General features: G+C 33.6%; 20 protein-coding genes. 5 read left to right on the top strand and 15 right to left on the bottom strand.

Going from position 1 to position 20566, the window contains the following annotated elements; all coding sequences use genetic code 11:
* Window positions 1-43 precede the first annotated feature (43 nt).
* Complete coding sequence (locus D1867_RS08095) at window positions 44-1633, top strand: APC family permease (protein WP_155863689.1); 1590 nt, start codon at window positions 44-46, stop codon at window positions 1631-1633.
* Here D1867_RS08095 and D1867_RS08090 read toward each other — a convergent pair.
* From D1867_RS08090 to D1867_RS08060, 7 genes are all read right to left on the bottom strand, one after another.
* A complete protein-coding gene (locus D1867_RS08090; RefSeq protein WP_155863688.1) occupies window positions 1612-2778 on the bottom strand; it encodes a glycosyltransferase family 39 protein in 1167 nt (388 codons plus the stop codon). The two genes, D1867_RS08095 and D1867_RS08090, sit on opposite strands and share 22 nt — an antisense overlap.
* 224 nt (window positions 2779-3002) lie before the next feature.
* Complete coding sequence (locus D1867_RS08085; protein ID WP_155863686.1) at window positions 3003-3767, bottom strand: nucleotide-binding protein; 765 nt, start codon at window positions 3765-3767, stop codon at window positions 3003-3005.
* A 67-nt stretch (window positions 3768-3834) separates the two neighbouring features.
* Window positions 3835-7245 carry an MMPL family transporter gene (locus D1867_RS08080; RefSeq protein WP_155863683.1) on the bottom strand — a complete coding sequence of 1137 codons (3411 nt, stop codon included), beginning with the start codon at window positions 7243-7245 and terminating at the stop codon, window positions 3835-3837.
* A 43-nt stretch (window positions 7246-7288) separates the two neighbouring features.
* A complete protein-coding gene (locus D1867_RS08075) occupies window positions 7289-8125 on the bottom strand; it encodes an ABC transporter permease (protein WP_338078114.1) in 837 nt (278 codons plus the stop codon).
* The gene (locus D1867_RS08070) at window positions 8121-9026 is read right to left on the bottom strand and encodes an ABC transporter ATP-binding protein (RefSeq protein WP_155863679.1); all 906 of its coding nucleotides are present in this window, start codon (window positions 9024-9026) and stop codon (window positions 8121-8123) included. Before D1867_RS08070 ends, D1867_RS08075 begins: the two co-directional genes overlap by 5 nt.
* A gap of 38 nt (window positions 9027-9064) precedes the next feature.
* Window positions 9065-9787 carry an ABC transporter permease gene (locus D1867_RS08065; RefSeq protein ID WP_155863677.1) on the bottom strand — a complete coding sequence of 241 codons (723 nt, stop codon included), beginning with the start codon at window positions 9785-9787 and terminating at the stop codon, window positions 9065-9067.
* A complete protein-coding gene (locus D1867_RS08060; protein ID WP_155863675.1) occupies window positions 9774-10604 on the bottom strand; it encodes an ABC transporter ATP-binding protein in 831 nt (276 codons plus the stop codon). Before D1867_RS08060 ends, D1867_RS08065 begins: the two co-directional genes overlap by 14 nt.
* Before the next feature lie 114 nt (window positions 10605-10718).
* Here D1867_RS08060 and D1867_RS08055 point away from each other — a divergent pair, with 114 nt between their 5' ends.
* Complete coding sequence (locus tag D1867_RS08055; RefSeq protein WP_155863673.1) at window positions 10719-11321, top strand: sulfite oxidase-like oxidoreductase; 603 nt, start codon at window positions 10719-10721, stop codon at window positions 11319-11321.
* Here the strand turns inward: D1867_RS08055 and D1867_RS08050 are convergent.
* Window positions 11313-11564, bottom strand: coding sequence for a hypothetical protein (locus D1867_RS08050; protein WP_155863670.1), 252 nt, complete (start codon window positions 11562-11564; stop codon window positions 11313-11315). The two genes, D1867_RS08055 and D1867_RS08050, sit on opposite strands and share 9 nt — an antisense overlap.
* Window positions 11565-11642: 78 nt before the next feature.
* Here D1867_RS08050 and D1867_RS08045 point away from each other — a divergent pair, with 78 nt between their 5' ends.
* Window positions 11643-12272 (top strand): hypothetical protein, encoded by a 630-nt coding sequence (locus tag D1867_RS08045; protein WP_155863668.1) that lies wholly within the window; start codon window positions 11643-11645, stop codon window positions 12270-12272.
* Here the strand turns inward: D1867_RS08045 and D1867_RS08040 are convergent.
* The 4 genes from D1867_RS08040 to D1867_RS08025 form a co-directional block, all read right to left on the bottom strand.
* The gene (locus D1867_RS08040; protein ID WP_155863666.1) at window positions 12267-12590 is read right to left on the bottom strand and encodes a hypothetical protein; all 324 of its coding nucleotides are present in this window, start codon (window positions 12588-12590) and stop codon (window positions 12267-12269) included. The two genes, D1867_RS08045 and D1867_RS08040, sit on opposite strands and share 6 nt — an antisense overlap.
* Window positions 12591-12684: 94 nt before the next feature.
* Window positions 12685-13191 carry a thiosulfate:quinone oxidoreductase small subunit gene (gene doxA / locus D1867_RS08035; protein ID WP_155863663.1) on the bottom strand — a complete coding sequence of 169 codons (507 nt, stop codon included), beginning with the start codon at window positions 13189-13191 and terminating at the stop codon, window positions 12685-12687.
* A gap of 5 nt (window positions 13192-13196) precedes the next feature.
* Window positions 13197-13751: a thiosulfate:quinone oxidoreductase large subunit gene (gene doxD, locus D1867_RS08030; RefSeq protein ID WP_155863661.1), complete on the bottom strand. Its 555-nt coding sequence runs from the start codon at window positions 13749-13751 to the stop codon at window positions 13197-13199.
* Between the two features lie 149 nt (window positions 13752-13900).
* On the bottom strand, window positions 13901-15100 hold the full coding sequence (locus D1867_RS08025; RefSeq protein WP_155863659.1) for an MFS transporter: 1200 nt from the start codon (window positions 15098-15100) through the stop codon (window positions 13901-13903).
* A gap of 217 nt (window positions 15101-15317) precedes the next feature.
* Here D1867_RS08025 and D1867_RS08020 point away from each other — a divergent pair, with 217 nt between their 5' ends.
* On the top strand, window positions 15318-16367 hold the full coding sequence (locus tag D1867_RS08020) for an MFS transporter (RefSeq protein ID WP_155863657.1): 1050 nt from the start codon (window positions 15318-15320) through the stop codon (window positions 16365-16367).
* 92 nt (window positions 16368-16459) lie between these two features.
* The gene (locus tag D1867_RS08015) at window positions 16460-17938 is read left to right on the top strand and encodes a M61 family metallopeptidase (protein ID WP_155863655.1); all 1479 of its coding nucleotides are present in this window, start codon (window positions 16460-16462) and stop codon (window positions 17936-17938) included.
* Here D1867_RS08015 and D1867_RS08010 read toward each other — a convergent pair.
* From D1867_RS08010 to D1867_RS08000, 3 genes are read right to left on the bottom strand one after another with little or no spacing between them, the layout of a single operon-like run.
* Window positions 17935-18540 carry a stage II sporulation protein M gene (locus D1867_RS08010; protein ID WP_155863652.1) on the bottom strand — a complete coding sequence of 202 codons (606 nt, stop codon included), beginning with the start codon at window positions 18538-18540 and terminating at the stop codon, window positions 17935-17937. The two genes, D1867_RS08015 and D1867_RS08010, sit on opposite strands and share 4 nt — an antisense overlap.
* Before the next feature lie 41 nt (window positions 18541-18581).
* On the bottom strand, window positions 18582-19544 hold the full coding sequence (locus D1867_RS08005; protein ID WP_155863650.1) for an NAD-dependent epimerase/dehydratase family protein: 963 nt from the start codon (window positions 19542-19544) through the stop codon (window positions 18582-18584).
* A gap of 5 nt (window positions 19545-19549) precedes the next feature.
* Window positions 19550-20566: a potassium channel family protein gene (locus D1867_RS08000; RefSeq protein WP_338078004.1), complete on the bottom strand. Its 1017-nt coding sequence runs from the start codon at window positions 20564-20566 to the stop codon at window positions 19550-19552.

The following is a 20566-nucleotide window of genomic DNA, read 5'->3' as shown; positions in this document are numbered from 1 at the left end:
GAGTAGGTTAAATTTAAATTGTAGGGGCTAAGTTTTACCCGAAATGGCCCAAAGAAAAGATTTATTCATTAGGGAATCCTCTGGATTAGTGAGAGAAGTAAGTCCTTGGGCTTCATTATCGGCAACCTTTGGATTAGTTACCGGAGGAGTTCCGATTTTAATATTAAGTTGGCTTTTTACAGCTCCTGGAGCAAATTGGGTTTTATCATTCCTCTTAATGTTACCACCAACACTAGGAACGGCTTTCTTATTTTACGTAGCAGGCATATCAATGCCTAGAGCCGGAGGAGATTATGTATTTAATAGTAGAGCTGTTCATCCTGCTATTGGTTTTATCAATTATTTTGGACTTTTTGTAGCTTTTGCGCTGTCCTTAGGATATTATAGCTACTTGGCGGCACAGTGGTTTGGTTATTTATTTTCCTCTATAGGTTTAGCTTACTCTAATCAATTTTTCCTTAGCTTAGGTTGTTGGTTTTCTAGCACTACTGGAAGTGTGATCGTAGGAATATTAGTAGTTTTTCTCTCAATTATATTATCTATAATTCCTAGAGTTCAATGGCGTTTTGTATTTTGGGGAGGAATAATAACCCTTGTCTCATCAATAATAATGTTTATATTCCTCCTTCAAATAACGCCGACATCTTTCTCTATAGCATTATCTTCTTCAACTGGCATTCCTAACGCATATAATGAAGTAATAAATGACGCAATGAGTAATGGACTAAAATTCTATCCTCCATTATATGCTACCTTTCTTGCGGGTCCAGTAATATGGTACTACTATACATGGTATAATTTACCTGCGTCTTGGTCCGGAGAAATGAAACAAGTAAGGAAAAACGTTTTATACTCAATTATAGTTGCCATTTTAATAATATCTGCTTACTATATAGTATTTACTTACATAAATTTAAGGGCATTTGGCTGTAGATTCTTAACGTCGTGGAGCTACATTAGTAATTGTGAAATCAATGATCCTGTCTATAAATCACTATCATCCATAGGAGACTTCACTCCATATTTCGCATTAATAGTAGATCACAATTTACTCATCTTTATGATAATGTTCATAGCTTTATGGCTTCCTAACTTCTATAGTAATCCCCCTTTAGTGACCTCCTTAGTAAGATACTTATTCTCATGGTCATTTGATAGATTAATGCCATCTTGGTTAGCTGACGTTAATGACAATCTAAAGGCTCCAGTTAAAGCTACATTACTTGTAGGTGCTATGGGAATAATTGGAGTTCTACTTTATGCATTTAATACAGTTGTGGCATTAGTAGACGTTACTGTAATTTTTGAAATAGGTTACGCAATATTCGCTTTATCAGTAGCACTAATGCCTTATGTAAGGAAACAAGTTTATGAAAGATCAGTTCCAATAAAGAGAAAAATCTTAGGAATTCCTTTAGTTAGTTTAATTGGCTTTTCGGTATTCGCTTTCTTAATGTTTATCTTAGCTATAACTTGGGGAAATCCAATTCTTTTGCCAATCAACATTGAAACATTAGCTAGCTTAGGAATAATATATGTTACTGGTAGCATAATATACTTCATAGCAACACAGTTAAATAAAAGGAAGGGAATAGAAATGTCTTTACTGTTTCAGGAAATACCCCCAGAGTAGTTTTGTTTATTTTCTTCAATATTTTTCTCTTCTCCTTTTTTAACATAGAACCTTCTTGCTATCATGAATAACACTATTACAATATATGAGTCTACAAATGGAGCAAAGTCTGTAACATAAAAGCTAAATTGAGTGTGATTGCCTAATACGTAAACTAAGACAAAACCAAGCCATTCCGACCATGCGAACATTGTAGTCATTATCATCTTTAGGTTCTTCATTACAAAAGCCAAAGGAGTTGTTACAACCCATAGAATCATTATAATTGGGTTCACATTAGCATAAAGTCCATGACCCATGTTGAAAGGGTGTATGTTTAAAAACCAATCCCATGGCTCTGAGATTTGAGTAACTGCATCTAAAGATATGTGTCCGTTGCTTATATCCCAGACTACCGTATTTGCAATCTTCGCGTGAAGCCAAGCTAAAGGCCCACCTTCATAGATTATGATTGGCAAGGAAATAACTAAGTAGACAAGTGCCGGAATTCCTAGACCTAAGTAAGCCCTCTTAATTGGTTTTCTCTCTATTTCGCCAATGTAATATAACGCAGGAAAAATTAACATTACTGCTGGTTCTTTTGAAGCTATAGCTAAGCCTAAAAATATGGCTGAGAATAATAACTTGTTCTTTAACAGAAAATAAAGACTAAGAAAACTGAAGAATGCTACATATATATCAAGCATTGCTATTCCGTGAAGTACCCATAAATTAGGGCAGGAAGCTAATATTATTGAAGTAAAAATTCCTCCAAGATTTCCTATTAGATCTTTACCTAAGATTTCCCTAGTAAAGAAGAATCCAGTTATTAAAATGAGATCGCCTATTATCCAACTTGGTAGTCTCCAAGATAATGGAGAATAGCCCATGAATATGATAAACATGCCCATAATATATTTTGCTAGAGGCGGATGACAAATATTAATAAAAGTCTCAATGTCAGGTTTATCCGGATAAGGAAAATACATTGGTGGACTTATGTGAAAAATAAGTTTAAGAATATTATATGCTGCAGTAGGATACCAAACTTCGTCACCTATATAAGCGTTAATAGGAAGAAATGTTTTTATCGTAAAATATGTGTATGTAGCAACTATTACGGCAAGTAACGAGTAGAAGACAATGTCAACATATTTTCTGCTCATAAAATGATTTTTACTTAGTTATAATTAAGTCTATTCAAAACTGCTATTAGATGATTTTAATGAAGAATAACTGTAACAAATCTCAAAATTATATCCTATTTTCTTGCATGCAACCTCGTTTTTATTCTCTATAATACTAAGCATGATATATAGGTTATATATTAGCTTTATAATCTTTATTGCATATAAAGTTGTTAAACACAATAATACTTTTCGTGGTTCGATTAAACTTTATTATTTAACTTTAAAATTTCCTTTCCAAGGTATTTTACTTGTTCAGGGATTTCTACATTAATGTCATTGAGCATGAAAAGGCTTTCAATGAACGGAATAATTACTTTTATTCCTTCAAACTTATTGGCCAATCTCATTGCTTTATCTAAATCCTCTGGAAAAGGAGGAACAAGATTTATTACAATTCCTAAATATTGGCCAATTTTATGAGGGTTTTGCTCTATTTCTTTTATGTATTTAAGGGTAGACTCTATAGAAATTTCGCTTGAATCTGATATATATAGCCTGAATATTTTTTCATCTGGAAAATTTTCCCTAAATATTCTTAATTCGTATTGTACTTCATCTTCATTCCATTGTACCATTGAAGGATTATCTACTATAAACGCTTGAAATCTGTTTCTAAGTATTTCTTGATATTTTTCCCTTAATTTTTTGTACAATTTTTCGTCTCTTTTAATAATATCTAAATCTACGTATAACCTAGCTCCATCTCCATATAGCTTAAGAATGTAAAAATCTCCTCCATCTTTTGTTTTAACTTCTTTAAAATAGGTTTGCTTATCTTCTTCTTTGTCTACTATTGAGGCCAGTAATCCTTTTCCTTTTATTTTAGCTAAATTAGATGCCCAACCTAATGGATCTCTATCAATTAGTAAAGTCTTTACTCCATTCTGTGAAAAATATTTTGATAAAAGTAGTGCTATAGTTGATTTACCGACTCCGCCTTTAGTACTTAGCACTGAAATTCTCATTGTCTAATCAAATTATTTAAAAGATTTAAAGTTTTGTATAGTTCACTCTAACATTTTTAAGTAAAAATCAGATTAGCATTTTAGGTCTTATTTTGAACTTTCTATATAATAATACGAGTAATGATGGCCCTAGATAATACCATAAAAGCGAGGTCTCCAGAATTGCTGCTACAGATAAAGCAAATCCAATTTCCTGTAATATTGCGGCTTTTACTAGCATTAAAGATCCCATAGTTCCAGCAAATATTAAACCCAAGAATATGATAGTTTTTCCAATAGCTTTAACGCTCTTTCCCACAGCAGTTTCCATATCTTCTCCCTTCTCTATTTCTTCATGAATCCTCGCTACTAGGAATATGTTATAATCCATCCCAATTCCAATTATTATTGCTACTAGGAAAAGCGGTACTACTGCAAAAATTCCATAGCCTAAGATATTCACGAATATTAACCTCTCTAAGCCTAGTGTTATTCCTACTGCAGACATTATAGTAAATATTACAACTCCTGAAACTGAGAATGACCTAGTCATAATTACTAACAACACGTACATAGTAATAGTAATTAACAAGAATATTTCCAGAAAGTCTGTCTCTATAAAGTGCAATATATTATAAAGGTCTACGGGTCCTCCTCCTACGTAACCTACATGCAGGCTCTCTATATTTTCTACAACCCCGAACGCTTGAGTAGAGAAAGGTGGGTATTTTTGGTTTACTACAAATAACATATATCCATGTGATATGTACTCGCTATAGTTATACTCAGATAATTTACAATAAGGAATTAGTCCACCGTAAGGCGATACTGGAGACTCTACAGCAGTAACTCCGGGTATAGATGAAAGTTCTTTGTATATGTGAACTGCATAGTCGTAGGTAGTTTGATTGAAGGTTGAAATAGGTACTACTACATATATTGGAAATACGTTAGATGTAGTAAACTCTTGGCTTAATAGGTTAACCCCTTCACTTGCTTGAGAAGGCGGCATTAAACCTAGGATATCAGTACTTAATGGCATAGATAATGCTATTATCGAGAAAATTACTACTAGAGCAACAAATATTCCTACCTTAGTAACAGGTCTAGAGACCGAATAACTTTTGTTATTATTATTTCTGTTAAACTTTGCTGGAAAGAATAACTTATCTCCTGCTGCCTTTAATATTGACGTGAAAAGGGTAGTTGCAGAAAGCCATACTACAAATACTGCTAACATTTCAGAAATTGAAGTATCCGAAACTAATGGTACATTATAGACGTAAAGGAACAAGAAAGACAACATTACTACAAGTGCAGTTAAAGTTACTGCCCTTCCTCCCCATCTTACTGCTTCTTTTACGGCATCATCTTTTGTTAAGCCTTTTCTCCTTTCTTCTATATATCTACTTGAGATGAAAACTACGTAATCTGTGCCAAGTCCTAAAGCTAATAATAGCACTTGACTAGGAGTTAGGAAATCAACTGTTATGCCTAGGAGTTTTATTACTATAAGCCATATTAATACAGAAGATACTAAGAATGCTGATAAGTATATTCCTAGAGGTACAAAAGCCGCTACAAATGACCTGAAATATATTCCAGTAATTACTATAGCTAGAGCTATTCCAACTGGTATTGCTATTGCAAACGCGCTATTAGCTAATCCTCTAAGCTGTTGATCTATAGGTTTAGGTCCAGTTAAGTAAGAGGTTAAAGGAATTATACTTTTAACATAATTTTGAAAGTCCTTTGCCTCGTTTATTGTGAAATTTCCTTTCATTATAATCAAATAGTAATTCTTATAGTACAAAGCGTCCGTAATATTTGGAATTGGCGTCACTGGGAATTCATTGTCTCTAATCAGTTCTGAAACTAATGAAGATACACTTTCGTTCCTAGAAAGAACTTCTTGTAATAGACTTCTATTTACACATATTATTGGAGTAAAATTAACATAATTGCTTATTAATTTTGCAGTTAAATTATATATGCTATCGTTAGTGGCAGTTTGTAAATATATTAAGAATTCTTTAGGAGTTATGTTTGAAGCATTTAGTATTGGTTGAAGTTTACTTAACTTAGGTAAGATAAGATATGCTGTTAAGTTACTTATATTATGATAATAGAGTAACTGTTGGAAGAACCATTGTGGCAATTTACTTTCATTAGAAGCTTGGAGGGAAACGAAGTTAACATATTGTGAATATTCAGTAAAATTACTTATTTCGTTAACTAAAGTAGGGGAAACGTTATACTGAGAGCTTACGTAATCTACTGCAAATTCATAAGGGGATTTACTTAAATTATAATAAACTGCAGAAATGAATTGTCTCTCAGTTACATTAGCCTTAGAAAGTATAAGATCATAAGCAAGTTCCTTGAAGTTTGTTTGGTTTAAAACCTTTTGTAAGAATGTTTCGTTAAGTCCGGTCTTTTCTGAATAGATGGTTAATAGTACATCTTTAGGCTGATTATAGTACAACTCCTCAGCAAGTTCTAGAGGTACGTGTATTGTCTCATTAATATAATTTACTGTGAACTCATAGTAAGGAAGATTCTCTTCAAAATTGCTTATATTTATATAGTTTTCTAAAGATAGAATAAATGAATTATTGGGAATAAGCAACGATGCATTTTTTATGCTTATCTGTGCTCTTTCTACGAAATTGGTGTAATTATTTTCTAGCCAGAATTTATAAAATGCATAGAAGAATTTACTCTCATTCTCATTATTTATTAATTTGCTTACTTCTTCGAAGGCTTTTTCACTAGAATATGTAAAGTTATGCGTTTCATTGTATATTTCTAGAAATTCCTTTAAAAATAGGGAAGTATAGCCGTAAAGGAAAAGTGAGACATTATATGCTGTAGAGTTTATTTCTATTTCTCCTTCTTTTATTTTACAGAATGTTGATAGGTTATTTAGCATTCCTTGATGAAGCTGATAAAGCCTAATTGCAGTTTCATTAATTTCATTACTGACGTTAATAAATGCTACCTCGATCTTTTTTGTTCCACAATTTAGTTCCTCTAATTTTACGATGGTGTTATTTAGCTCTATATATTTGCAGCTAAGATTATTTTCAGCTTCGATTTCTCCACTCTTTATCTCCAAGATTTTTATGTAAAGAGAGTTTGTTGAATTTTGTAATTTTGATAATGTAGTATTTAGCAAACTCTTTTCCAGAGAGTAATAACTTATAATTGTTATATTTCCATATGAAGTTAAATTTGCTAAAAATAGTGAATACGGAGTTACATTTCCTTCTATTATAAGAATAGCGTTAGCTCCAGACGCTCCTTGTAGATGAAAATATTTTGAAACTATGTTCTCAGCCTGAGCAGAAGTACTACCTGGCGTCGATATGTTTATCTGATAACTAACGCTCTTGAAGAAAAGGCTTGAAAAAGGTGCAGATATTGCGAGCACAACGATCCATATAATGAGCACAATGTACCATTTTTTTGAAATAAACTCTGAAAACCTTGAATTCATACGTGAAATAGATATATCTAAAATATAAGCTTTTCTAGGTAGTTTAGCTAACCTTCTTTGGAATGTCTCTATGTAAAAAGCTAATGAATGCAATTATTATTGCAAAGCTCGAATATCCTAGTATGTACGCAATAGCCGCAATTGTAGTCCCAGGTACTACAGGAAAGATTTCTAGGGCTTCCACTATTATTGTAGCATGTGGAATTCCTTGAGCTATTATATAAGGCAACTCAGTAGACCCCCATGCAGGTAAGGAAATAGCTATGCTTATTAAGAAATACAAGCTAGTTAACTTAGCTACGAAAAGTAGTACTGCACCAATTATTATTGAGCCTATTAGAATAGTACTAGAGACAAGAAATGCTAAACTACTTCTCCTAAAAATTTCACCGAACATAAACCCTATTGAGAAGAAAGTTAAAGTTGAAAATAAAATTGATAGTACTACTACTGGCAAGTATTGGAGTTCCACTTGATTTCCAAAGAAAGAGAATGAGAAAATTAATGCTAATGCTACCATAAGTAAATAAATTAGTGTCACCAGTAAATATCCTCCTAAGAATTTGCCTATTAAAAATGATAATCTAGTAATAGGTTTAGTCATAAAGAAATCTACTGTTCCTTGCTCGTATTCCTCAGACATTGCCCCAGAGGAAATGGAGATGGAAATAAAGTGAATTAGCAAACTTTGCGGTAAAAGTACTCCTGCTAGCCATAGTAAATCTTCTATAGGCGATAATAATTTTTCTATCCTAGGCGTTCTAAACTCAGCTAGGGAAAGGTAGACTCCTATTTCAAATAGAAAAGTGATTGCAATTAAAGTTATTACCTTCTTTCTTGCAATTGCTCTCTTAATTTCGTAAACTATGATCTTCTCAATCATTGGACATTGCCTCTTTAACTATGTTCAAGTATGCCTCCTCTAGTTCATTATCTAGGTAAAAAGACCTAATTCTTACTCCGGCTAAAATTAACCTTTTAATTAGTTCCTCCCTCCTATCTTCAGTAAGAGTCAAGATAACCTTATTTTTCTCTCCATCTTCTACTCCCTTGATAAAATCTATCTTGGTAGCTTCAGCCTTTAGGTTTTCTATATCGTCAGTTTCTACTATCACCCTTATACCTAAAAATCTCTTTATTAAATCCTCTACAGTACCTTCAAAATACACAGAACCTTTAAAGATAAAATAAACTTTGTCCGCAATTTTCTTTACGTCTTCCATTTCATGTGAAGTCATTAGAACTGTCCTACCGTCTTTTGCAATATTCTTTATCATATTTCTAAAGTTTGTTATTAATACTGGGTCAGTACCCATATTAGGTTCATCCATTATTAAAACCTCTGGGTCTCCAAGCATTGCTTCTGCTATAGCTATTCTTTGTATCATTCCTTTGCTATATTTTGCAATTTTCTTGTCAGCGTTTTCTGTCATCCCTACCATTTCAAGAAGTTTAGGAATTTCTGATTTATCAACTCCCTTTATTTTTGCAGAGAATTCAAGTACTTCCCTTCCAGTGAGGAAAGGGGGAAGGTTAGGCAATTCCTGGATATAACCTATCTTTTTGAATATCGACTTATCCTTAAAAGGATCTTTATCTAAAATTCTAACTTCTCCATCATCTGGGAAAATCAAGCCTAAAATAATTCTAATTAACGTAGTCTTACCGGCTCCGTTAGGACCCAGTATGGCAGTTATTTTACCTTTTTCTGCTTTTAAGCTAACACCGTTTAATGCTGATTTATTTCCGTATTTCTTTCTTATGCCTTCCGCAATTATCATGTAAAATAACATTGCATTTAGGAATTTTTATTCTTGTGTTATTCCCTCCATTTCATAGCATATCTAGGTAATGATATAAAGACTATGCTCTCTAAGATAAATACTGCTACTGCCAGCAAGTTCATCTTCTGTAGGTTTAACAACCCTTGAATTATCATAGACGCTGGTGTTGAAGGAGATAACATCAAGGCATATAGTATATCTCTTGGAAGTATTGAATACGGATAATAAAGAGGAGGAAGTATTGTAAAGATTAACGAGAGGAAAGTTGATAATCCCCAAGAATGTCTAGTATGTTTTATTAAGCTAGCCAGAGTTATTGAGAGCGACGTAGTTGATATAAGCAGTATGCCAGATATTCCTAGAATAGCAAGTAATTGAAGAGCAGAGAAGACATGAAAGATTAAACCCATGATGATGTAAACCAGTAATCCGGGTAAAGTGAATATGAAATTTCCTAAAGTCAGCCCTAGTATATAATCCATTGGGCCTATTTCAGTTGCTACTAATAGGTCTTGTAACCTCAACTGCAACCTTAGGAAGGCAAAATCTCCTATTAATGAGATTGAGTTAGATACTATTACAGAAATTAACCCACCCAGTATACCGTAAGCAAGGAGCTCGCCTTTAGATATCATGTAAATGAAGAAAAGCAAGGATAAAGGCAGAGAAAGGTAGGCTAAAATGTAAATTGGCGCTCTTCTTATGTTAGAGTAACCGTAAAACCAGGCAAACGCTAGAATAAAGTCACTCTTCCTCATAATATAACCCCTTTATTATCATAATATCTTCTAGGCTTATCGGTTTTATTATTACTCCTTTTCCCACAAGTTTCTTCGCTTCTTCTTCATCGACGTAAGAAATACTTAGATTGCCAACTCTTATGTCTCCTTTTCCTTCTACCCTTACCTTACCCCTTAATGGAGATAATAAATCCTCAACAGTTCCATATTCTACCAGCTTTCCTTTGTTTATAATTGCTATTTTCTCGCAAAGCTCTTCCGCTTCTTCCATATAGTGAGTTGTTAAAATTATCTTTGACTTCATTTGCTTAATAGCTGACCAGACTTCTAATCTAGAAATTGGATCTAAACCCGTAGTAGGCTCATCTAAAAATACGACATCCGCATTGGAGGCTATTGCCATAGCCACGAAAACTTTTCTTTTCATACCTCCCGACAACTCATCAGTAGGTTTATCCATTACATCTCCTAATCCAACTTCTTTAAGTACGTATTTAGCAGTTCTTAACGCTTCAGAGATTGAAAATCCTCTCGCTGTCAAATACATGGTTACATGCTCTAAAGGTGAAGCTATTCCCATGGGTGAAGCTTCTTGCGGAATGCTCGCTATTATTTTCCTTACTTTCTTTACATCTTTAACTACGTCAAACCCTTCTATTAATGCCTTGCCGGAAGTAGGCAAAAGCTGAGTAGAAAGAATTCTGATCAAAGTAGTTTTTCCAGCTCCATTTCTACCTAATATGCACGAAATTTTTCCATCCAGAGTAATGCTAAGTTCGTCTAAAGCTCTCGTTCCGTCCTTATAAATCTTGGTTAGTCTGTCAGTAAAAATCATAAGGAAATAATTCTATTTGAGGTAAAAAGATTGACACGGCTATGCTAAAATAAACGGCAATGTATAATAATTATTCTAACATATTCTTAAATGCCGTTAAAGGATATAGTATTTATGCAAACTCAAATACCGCCTGGACAAAGATACATCAAGAAGTTTATATATTATGCGGCATTAGGAGTTCCAGAAGTTAACATCCAGCAATATAGACTAAAAATTTCTGGTCTAGTTGAAAACCCTATAGAATATACTTACGATCAACTCTTAACAATGATAGATACTAGATATACAAGAGATTTCCATTGCGTAACTGGATGGAGCGTAAAGGACGTTTACTGGGAAGGAGTTAAAATAAAAACTTTAGTCGAGAAGGCAAAAGTAAAAGAGGAAGCAAAATGGGTAATATTTTACTCTCTAGATGGATATACTTCAGTAGTTCCTAAGGAAGATGCGCTAGCCGAGGATTCAATAATAGCTTTGAAAATTAATGGCAAACCATTAAGTATAGAACAAGGATTCCCTGCAAGGCCTTTTATGCCTCACCTTTACGGTTGGAAGAGCGCAAAATGGTTAACTGAAATAGAGTTTACTTCCAGATACGTGGATGGTTATTGGGAAGAAAGAGGCTATAATGAGAGAGGAAATGTGTGGGAAGAAGAGAGGTTTAAAGGACAAGGAGGTAAACATCATTTGCCTAGAAGACCAATTTTAACCTAAGCATTCCTTTACTTTTTGAACAACTGCCTCAATTTCTTCTAATGAAGGAGAAGGTACGAAAACTCTCCAGCTTTCGTCATTTATTGATGGAGTAGCTAAAATTGCTGAGATTAAGTCTTTACAAATTTTATCCATTTTATTAATATCTTTTCCTTCATCAATCTTTTCCTGAACGTAAGATTTTATTAAAAGCATTGCAGTTAAAGGTTTACCAATTTTTGCAAGGCCTATTGCTTCCTCCATAATATATGATATTTAAAAGAGAGTTATATTCGTTCATGTTTTGAAGAGTTTTATAATTTATGATTCTAGATCAGTATTATGAAATACAGAACTGTAAAGCTTAGAATGATAATAAGCCTTATACTAGTTGTTATAGCATTTACTTTAGCATTCATGTTACTACCTTACCTTAATATGACAAATAACACCTCTATAAATAGTGTTATAGTAGTTAATTCTCAAATAGTAGATAAATATTTTGGAGGAAAGTGGAATGAGAATAATAGTCTTTCAGGCTATGTAGAACCAGAAAAGTCATATTATATAATTCATTTTTATAACGGCACTACGGATAATGTTAGTTCTGGAAACTTCACGCTCATTAATCCCACAATAAGTAAATACCTTGGAATAATAGAGGTTGAGCTTAGAAATATTAATTTTACAACATTTTATAATGGAAATCAGACACTCTCAATTATCATATTAAATTACACGTCGACCATGGAACCTAAAAATATTTATAATACAATATATACTGCATTTAAGGACAATAGTAAGGTAATAGCACTAAGCTTTCATAATATAAGCAGCAATGCGTTTATAGCTTCTATAAACTGTTATCAATTTTCTATAGGATATTCTGGTAACGAGATCGTTATAGTATTCTACAAGGGATACGAAGACGAGTCATTAGCAATAACAGATCTAACTAATTATATACTATAATGCTGTTGAAGTAGGAATAAACCTATAAAATTTGTCATAAAGAGCTTTATGTTTCTCTTTTATCTCTTCCAGTACTGCTCTTATTCCCTTAAAAATATTTTCTGGAGCAGAAATCTCGTTTAACCCAAAGGGCGATTGCAAGTATGCTTTACCGTCCTTAATTACAATTTGGATTTTAGATAAAACTTCTCCAGTACTAACTTCATAAGTTACTTCCTCAGCTATGTGAAGTTCATTTCCTACAAGAAACATTTTTATTGTAGATCCTTCAAAGCACATCTCTAATGAGTCCTTTTCTGGATAAATCGAAACTTTCATAAAAAGAAATTTGTCGTAAATAATTTAACATTTTCTACAGTTTAAAACTTTAATCTATAGAAAAACGAATAAAAAGAAAAGAAGAAAAAATAGCTTAACTTATTGTGAATGTAGCAGTCTGTTTTGCTAAAACCTTTGATGACACTGCAGGGGTGAATAGCTTTATGTGGTATGTTCCAGGAGACAAATGGAATGGCAATTGTAACTGGAACTGTGCTTCGCTACCTAATATTACTACGAAGCCACTGTACCAATTTGTGTAATCTTTCTTATTCTCATTCCAAGGTGCTTGTATTACCTTGACCGTATCGTTAGATATATTGTAGGAGTATAAGAATACGTGCCACGTTGAGTTGCAAATTTCCATTATTGGTGCTGATGCAGGATATGCATCTGGTCCGCAGCAGTCAGTGATATTCAATATCAAATATGTTCCTTTTGAATTCTCATAAGCCGAAACATAAGTAATTTTCAATAGAGGTATCTTTGAGTGGTTAACTAAAGGTCCTACAACATTACCGTAAGCCCACTGACCCGTAGCTAATATCCAGCCAACTACTAAAATTGAGAATATTATACCAATTATTGTTACTCTCTCCATTTTAATCACCACAATTTAATCCACTTGAGTATAGGCACGTTAGCAATAGGCCTATCCCCTAGTTTCTTATATAGGAAGTAATCCAATCCCCAAACTCTTCCCGCAGCAGTTAACATTAGTGTTATTGAACCTGCAGTTAATAGTGCTCCTATCTGCCATTCGTCTTCGCAAGTTGAACCTAACCAGTAAGCTGGTGCAAAACCTACAGACATTGCTAGTGCTCCAAGTGCTGCTAACCTAGTTAAAAGACCTATGATAATAAATAATCCGGCTATTATTTCGATATAGCTAAAGACCGTTAGGAAAGTTACGTCAAGTGATCTGTTTTCTAAGGTCATTAATAAGAATCCTTTAAAAGGTCCTGCATGTGGCAAGAAGTTTACTAATTTCCCTCCTACGAAAGATGCAGAATTTGGATCCAACTTTGCAGGCTTTAATACGGCCTTTCTTAATCCTCCATCTAAGAACATCCAGCCTACTGCAAATCTTACTGGGAATAAGTACTCCATCCTTGTCATTTTCTCAGTTCTTTTGAACTCCTCTGATTGTTTTCCAGACATCTTACCACCAAAATGTATATTTGTTTACTAATATTAAAAAGGTTATCTTTTTATAACTTTAAAACGTTTAAAGTCATGGAACTTTATTTATATATTCTAAAAAAATCAAGAAAATCTAGTGCAAAAATGTATACATTTATACATTAATGTTAATACATTGTTAATTCGTTATTCTTTAACGTTTCTGGCCCTAAGGCTAATCCCAAAATTGCAATAATTGAACCAAGAGTTAAAATACTGAAAGCTGAAGCATTTAATGGAAGTCTAGCAGAAACTAAAGATATAAACAATTGACTAAAACCTGCAGCTATGAAAGCTCCATTATAGGAAAATCCTACTCCAGTAGCTCTACTAAAAGTCTTGAACCTTTCTGCTAAATACGCTGGAGTTAACGCTGAAGGGAAATTTATTAAGAATCCGAAGAGTATGACTGTAAATAGCGAGAAACCACTAAAATAGAAAATTCCTGCACCTATTGTTGCTAACAAGACATATCCGATTCCCGTAAATTTTCTCCCTAAAAAGTCGGAAATTCCTCCCGCTATTATCATTGCGGGTATTCCTGCTAAATTCATATAAAATGCATACTTGCCAATTTCTGCTTGGGTTAAGTGAATGTATTCTCCAAAGAATACTGGAGCGAATTGTGGTCCTGCATAAATCATTATCCAGAATCCTATCATAACAAGTATAGTCTGCCGTAATGGTTTCAAACCCTTAATTGGGTCATCTTTCTTGCTCTCAACGTATATTTTAGGTTCTGTCATCCTAGATCTTATGAATACTGCAAGTGCCGCAGGCAAAACACCGATAGCGAAAATATATCTCCAACTATCAGCTGCAAGGTTAGGTATACTAGCAAAATAAGCGAAAAGGAGGTCTACTACGACAAATCCAACTAAAGTTCCAGATTGCATTATTCCACCAAATAATCCCCTCATTTTCCTAACGCTTTCCATTGCAGTAGTGAAGCTTGAGGATACGTCTCCTCCTATAAATATTCCTTGTAAGATTCTAAGTAATGATAGGAGAATTGAAGCTAAAATTCCTATTTGATAATAAGTAGGTAAAATTGAAGTTATTCCTATAGACAACGAATATCCTAAAACTGTAAATATTAATGTTCTTTTCCTTCCATATTTATCAGCTATATAGCCAAAAATAAAACCGCCTAAAGGTCTAAATAATACTGTGAAAACTATTGGTAATACTGCACCTAATGTTCCCAAAGTCGGGTAGAACAACTTTTCTAGTAGAGTTGAAGTTATAACTACTGCCCCTAGGTCATAAGAATCCATAATCCACGATATATAAGAACCAACATAGTTGGAGACCGGTCTTTCACTCATATTAAAAGGCTTCGGCATATATTTAAAAAATTATCTTTCAATCTGTTGAAAATAGATTAACAGTTTTTAATCTAATTGTAGAAAAATAACTTAAAATACGACATAGTGGGATAAGATGATAATAATGATAATTATTAATCTAAGTTATCTATTTTTGTTTATACATTACGTAGGTAATGCTTATATTTAATTACTAGAATACTATATATCGACCCGTATGAGTATAAGCAAGACGTTTAACGGTGTTACTTCATTTATAGCTTATACTTTAGCCACTTACGTAATGATAGCTCCAGCATTTACTGTGAAACAATTTGAATTACCAGCATGGTTAGGATTTTTAATAGTGTCTATACCTTTTGGAGGAAGAGTTATCGGATCTTTGCTTTACCAAAGAATTGTTGCAATCCTAGGATCTAGGTTAACTTTCCTATCTTCAATGATAGCTTTAGGAATATTATCAATAGGAAGTAGTACTTTAAGCGTTCCCGTATTGATACTTTTAAGGTTATTAGTTGGCGTTGCGTTTGGGATTGCTACTTCTTTAGCAGTTGAACAAGCAGTAAGATCTGGAAATAGGTTAATAATTGCTTTGACAATGAGTGGTTGGGCTTTCGGATGGATAGGCGGGGCTTTCTCTTACTTAGCTTTAGGAGAATGGCAATTGATTGCATTAAGCGGAGCAATAACTTTACCTTTCTCTATGTTATACAAGAGGGTAAGTATATTCTCAGTTGAAGTAGGAAGGCTCGGAATACCTTCAATATCTTCAATTTTAATATTCTTCTTCTCCTTTGAGCCAGCGTTTGCATTGCAGTTAGCCCCTGCGATTGTTGAAAATCAAGGAGGAATAATTTGGCTAATAATAGGTTATATAGCAGCAATACCAATGTACATTTTCGTCCCAGTAATATCTTCACTATTAGGTGAAACTAGAACCGCGTTACTTTATACAATGACTTCAGCAATAAGCGGAGTCACATTTTTCCTCACCGGTTCCCCTTACGTTCTAGTAGTTTTCACTGCCTTTGGTTTAGGAATTAATTCCATAGCGCCAAGATTAGCAGCCTCTTATGGAGCATCTGCAAGAAATATGGGAATAGCTTTGAATACTGCAGCATTAGGAGGAGTTGCAGTTCCTGTAATAAGTTCCTTCGATATTAAGTTCTTGGCGTCACTATTTACTGCCTTATCAATGGTTATCCTTTTAGTAATGAGCGTTAAGAGACCAAATGCACTACTGGTTAGGCGTTTATCCGTGGCGTAACAGGCTTAAGGAATCATATACCCTTCAAGGGAAACACTACTACCCTCTCTAGTCTGCATAAAGTTATTTTCTTCTATTCTTCTTCATTTCTAATGATATTTGAAGTAAAACCTAGGAATCGTTATTTTGAAATTTTAGCCAAAGGAAGAGAAGGAGTCGTAGTTTTTCCTACTTATGTTCCTGGGTCTTATGTAATAAGAGAGCTAGAAAGAAATATTGTAGAAATTGAAGGAATTAGAATATCAAAGAATAGATTTTATGTAAAGGACAATTTTAGGTATTTGATTTATGCAGTAAGCAAAGATCAAAGGGAAGCTATTTCTACACTCGACTATATTTTTATTAATCCGCCAGCAGTTTTCCCTTTTCAGGAAATTAATGAAGAGTATTGTGTAAAGCTAGATTTGCCTCCTAACTGGAAAATATCCACTTCTCTCGAGAAGAAAGATGGAATGTACTGTGCTGATAATTATGATGAGTTTGCTGATTCTCCAATAGAGGCTTCCCCTTATTTAAAGGTACTAAAAATAGACGATAAGCACGTTGTTTCTACAATAGACGACTTAGACGTTGAGATGATAAGGAGGATCGTTAGTGAGGCGGATAAAATTCTAGGAGATGAAGATAATTATATTTTTCACTTTAGGAGGTCCGATAAGGAATTGGGAGGGATAGAGCACTCAAACTCCTCAGCAATAGTAGTTAGCTGGGATAGAGAAAAGCTCGCAACTTTATTTGCTCACGAATATTTCCATCGTTGGAATGTTAAGAGACTCATTCCAGCAGATCTTAAGCATAATTACGAGAAAGAGGTTTATACATCGCTTTTGTGGTTTGCTGAAGGTTTTACTGACTACATGGCGGTAATAATTTCATTAAGGGCAGGAGTTATCGATAGGAAAGATGCATTAAAGTATGTGGCAAACTCTTTATCTAAGTTAACTTTCCCTGGAGCTAAAAGGACAAGCTTAGCAGAATCTTCATTTACTACATGGATAAAATATTATAGGCAAGACGAGAATTTCTTAAACTCCTCAATTTCATATTATGATGGAGGTTTAGCCTTAGCCTTATACGTTGATTTAGAAATGTCAAAGAAGGGGAAAAGAATAGATGACTTGTTTAAGGAAATTTATCAGGAAAAAAGAATTTATTCCTTCGACGATTTAAACAGAGTTTTAAAGGGAAAATATGAGATCGATATAGAAGACCTTGTATACGGCCCTGCAGTGAAAATTCTTGAGCAATTAAAAGACGATGCGTACATAGAATTTATAGATAGAGGGAAGCCTTATTATGGCATAATGCTAAAGGACAAGACTATAACATATGTGGAGGATAATTCTCCTGCGGATTTAGCTGGATTGATTCCTGGAGATCAGATAATAGGATTTAACGGCAAGTCCAAATTAGAAGTTAAAGATTCTACTAAGCTTACTATAGTGAGAGAAGGTAGGATAAAAGAGGTTATTGTAGGTACTTCTCCAAACCCTGGACATAAAATAAAGGTAAAAATAGGAAGACTAGAATTCGAAAAAGAAGAAGGAATTTCGGATATAGAGATCATTTAATATTGAACCTTGGGTTTTTCAGTTATATCCATTATATATTCATAGACCTCGTAAAGGACATATAATAACAAGGCTGCAGGAATCCAAAATAGATAAGAGTATATAGCATTCACGTTCTCTAATACTATTTCTCCAGCTTCTACTGATGCTGCAAAGAATAATTCTAGTCCAACAAAACCTATCATGTATAAGAATCTCTTCCAATTTCTATCAATTAAAAGGAATAATCCAGCAGTAGCTGCAAAGGCATATGAAGGCAACTCTAACCAAGAGTGAGGTAAAGTAAGTAGGAAAATTGCTGGAATCCAGCCAGGTACTCCTTGCGCATTTGAAACTGCAGATAGAACGTAACCTGTAGAGCCTATTGAAAATCCCATAATTCCTACTCCTAAAGCTGGAATAAATTCTGCCAATGCTATCTCATAATTATGAGTAAATATTGATAAGGCCTCTAATGGATAAGGCAAAGATACGATAGATGATCTCTCAGACTGGAATTGACTAGCTAGTTGTGGTTGATTAACTGGTAGCGCTGATGTTCCTATAAATATTATTAGTTCTATTATAAAAAGTATAAAGAATACTAAGGTCTGTCTCCTCATTAATAAGAACTTTGGCTTTATGAGTTAAAAATCTTCTCCAATTATGTTGGAATAAGCGATTTTTCCTTTTCTAATCTTCTTAAGAATATTGCATTTTTTATAACTTCATTTTCATCAAAAGTTAAGTTATTAACAAGATTTTTAGACTCTGTGCAATCATACGTTGATTTAGTGTACTTTAGCAGACTTTTAATGTAACTTGGCAACACGAGTTTAGCAAGGAATTCTGGAACATAAAGATGAATTTGTCTATTTATTCCTAGCCCTTTTGCCATTAATTCAAAGAATCTAGTTACGTTTACTGGACTACACTCGGTGGCGTAAAAATATTTTCTTCCCTTAAAATCAGATAAATTCTTTATCATTTCTGCAATGTAATATGCGCTTATCGTATTAAATTGGAAACTTAATCTAGGTATTATTCCTTTTTTTGCAAAATTATACATTGTTATAAATTGAATGTGAGCGGAATATCTACCATAAACTAGTGTAGGCCTAAGAATTACTAGGGGAAAGTCGTATTTTTGAGAAATTTGATAAACTTCCTTTTCTCCCTCATATTTAGTTTTTTCGAAAGGAGTTGAAGGATTTATTCCTTGTAAATGAGGCTCCTCAGGTTTTACGTTATTTCCAGTTTTACCTAGAAGTCCGCTAAAATGAATTAGAATTTTCTTTTTTCCTTCATTGCTTTGTGTTTCACCTACTGTCTGCGCTATTAACTTTGGTATCTCCATGTTAGCTACTCTTAGGCTTTCTTCACTACCTTGAATTTCTCCAATAAAATTTACTATAACGTCAGAGGAGGAGATTTCTTCCTTTAATTTTTCCTTATCTTGTAAAGGATCTAACTTTACTACTTCTGCTTTACCTTTTAGTACATCCTCAGCGTATATTCTCTTTACAGGATTTAAGCTCTTGTAAGTTACCTTAACTTCTCCAAATTTAGATAAATATTCGGCAACATGTGTAGAAACAAATCCTAAGCCTAAAAGTAAATATTTCATAAATATTACTCTCCTAAGACTTCTTTAACTTTCTTAAATAAGTTTGGATCGCCAAGGACAACTAATTTTTCTCCTTTCTTTAGCAATGTATCCTTTTCAAAATAAGGATTAAGCTTTCCATCTTCTTCTATTATTGCCAAAGGAAGAATACCAGAAGGTAGGTCTTTTATTTTAATCTCTTTTTTAATTTCAAATAATCCTATTATTAAATTTTCACTTCTGTCATGGAATATAACTCCAGCAACATTATTAGATATTGCTGCAGCAGCGGTTATCCTACCTACTATATCATCGTTAGGAATTACTATATCTGCACCTGCAGTTTTAAAAACGTCGACCATATTAGAGTCTTTTACTACACTAATAACTTGTAACGGAGGATTTATCTTCTGTATCTTTAATGTTATAAGCAAAGTATCCATATCATTTTGCATTGAGACTATTGCGTTTTTTGCCTCTAGGATTCCTGCAGTCAATAAGTTCTTATCATCCTTTGGATCTCCTATTATTACTCTATCATTTCTTATTTTACTTGCTATATCCTTAGAAGGAGTTAAAACTATGTAATCGACGCCAAGCCTTTCAAGCCTTCTAACAGCACTGGCTACTATTTCACCTTCTCCTACAATTACAGTATGTCCTTTCATATGACTTCCCCTCCATCTAGCTTTAGCGTCCTGCCATGTACTCCTATTTATTACAGTACTAACTATTGATTGAATTATGCTAGTATAAAGTCCTACTGCAAAAATTATTGTAATTATAAGAACTATTTTTTCAGTGTCAGTCATTTGCGAAATGTTTGGAGCGTATAAACCTACAGTAGTAACTACATTAACACCAGCATAAATTGCGGATATAAAATCCAGATGCTGGTAAACCATAAAAACCCAAGCATTTATATAAACTGCTAAACCTAACAGTAATATTTGAGGTAGAATTTTCCTTAAGACGGAGTATGGAGCAACGAAGTTCTCAATTAAAGGTATTAAATATCTATTCCAAATCCTTATCCTATCCAC

Origin of the sequence: Acidianus infernus, assembly GCF_009729545.1 — an archaeon.
In the GTDB taxonomy this organism is placed as follows: Archaea; Thermoproteota; Thermoprotei_A; order Sulfolobales; family Sulfolobaceae; genus Acidianus; species Acidianus infernus.
The sequence above is the reverse complement of the archived record's forward strand: the minus strand, read 5'-3'. Positions and strand labels throughout refer to the sequence as shown.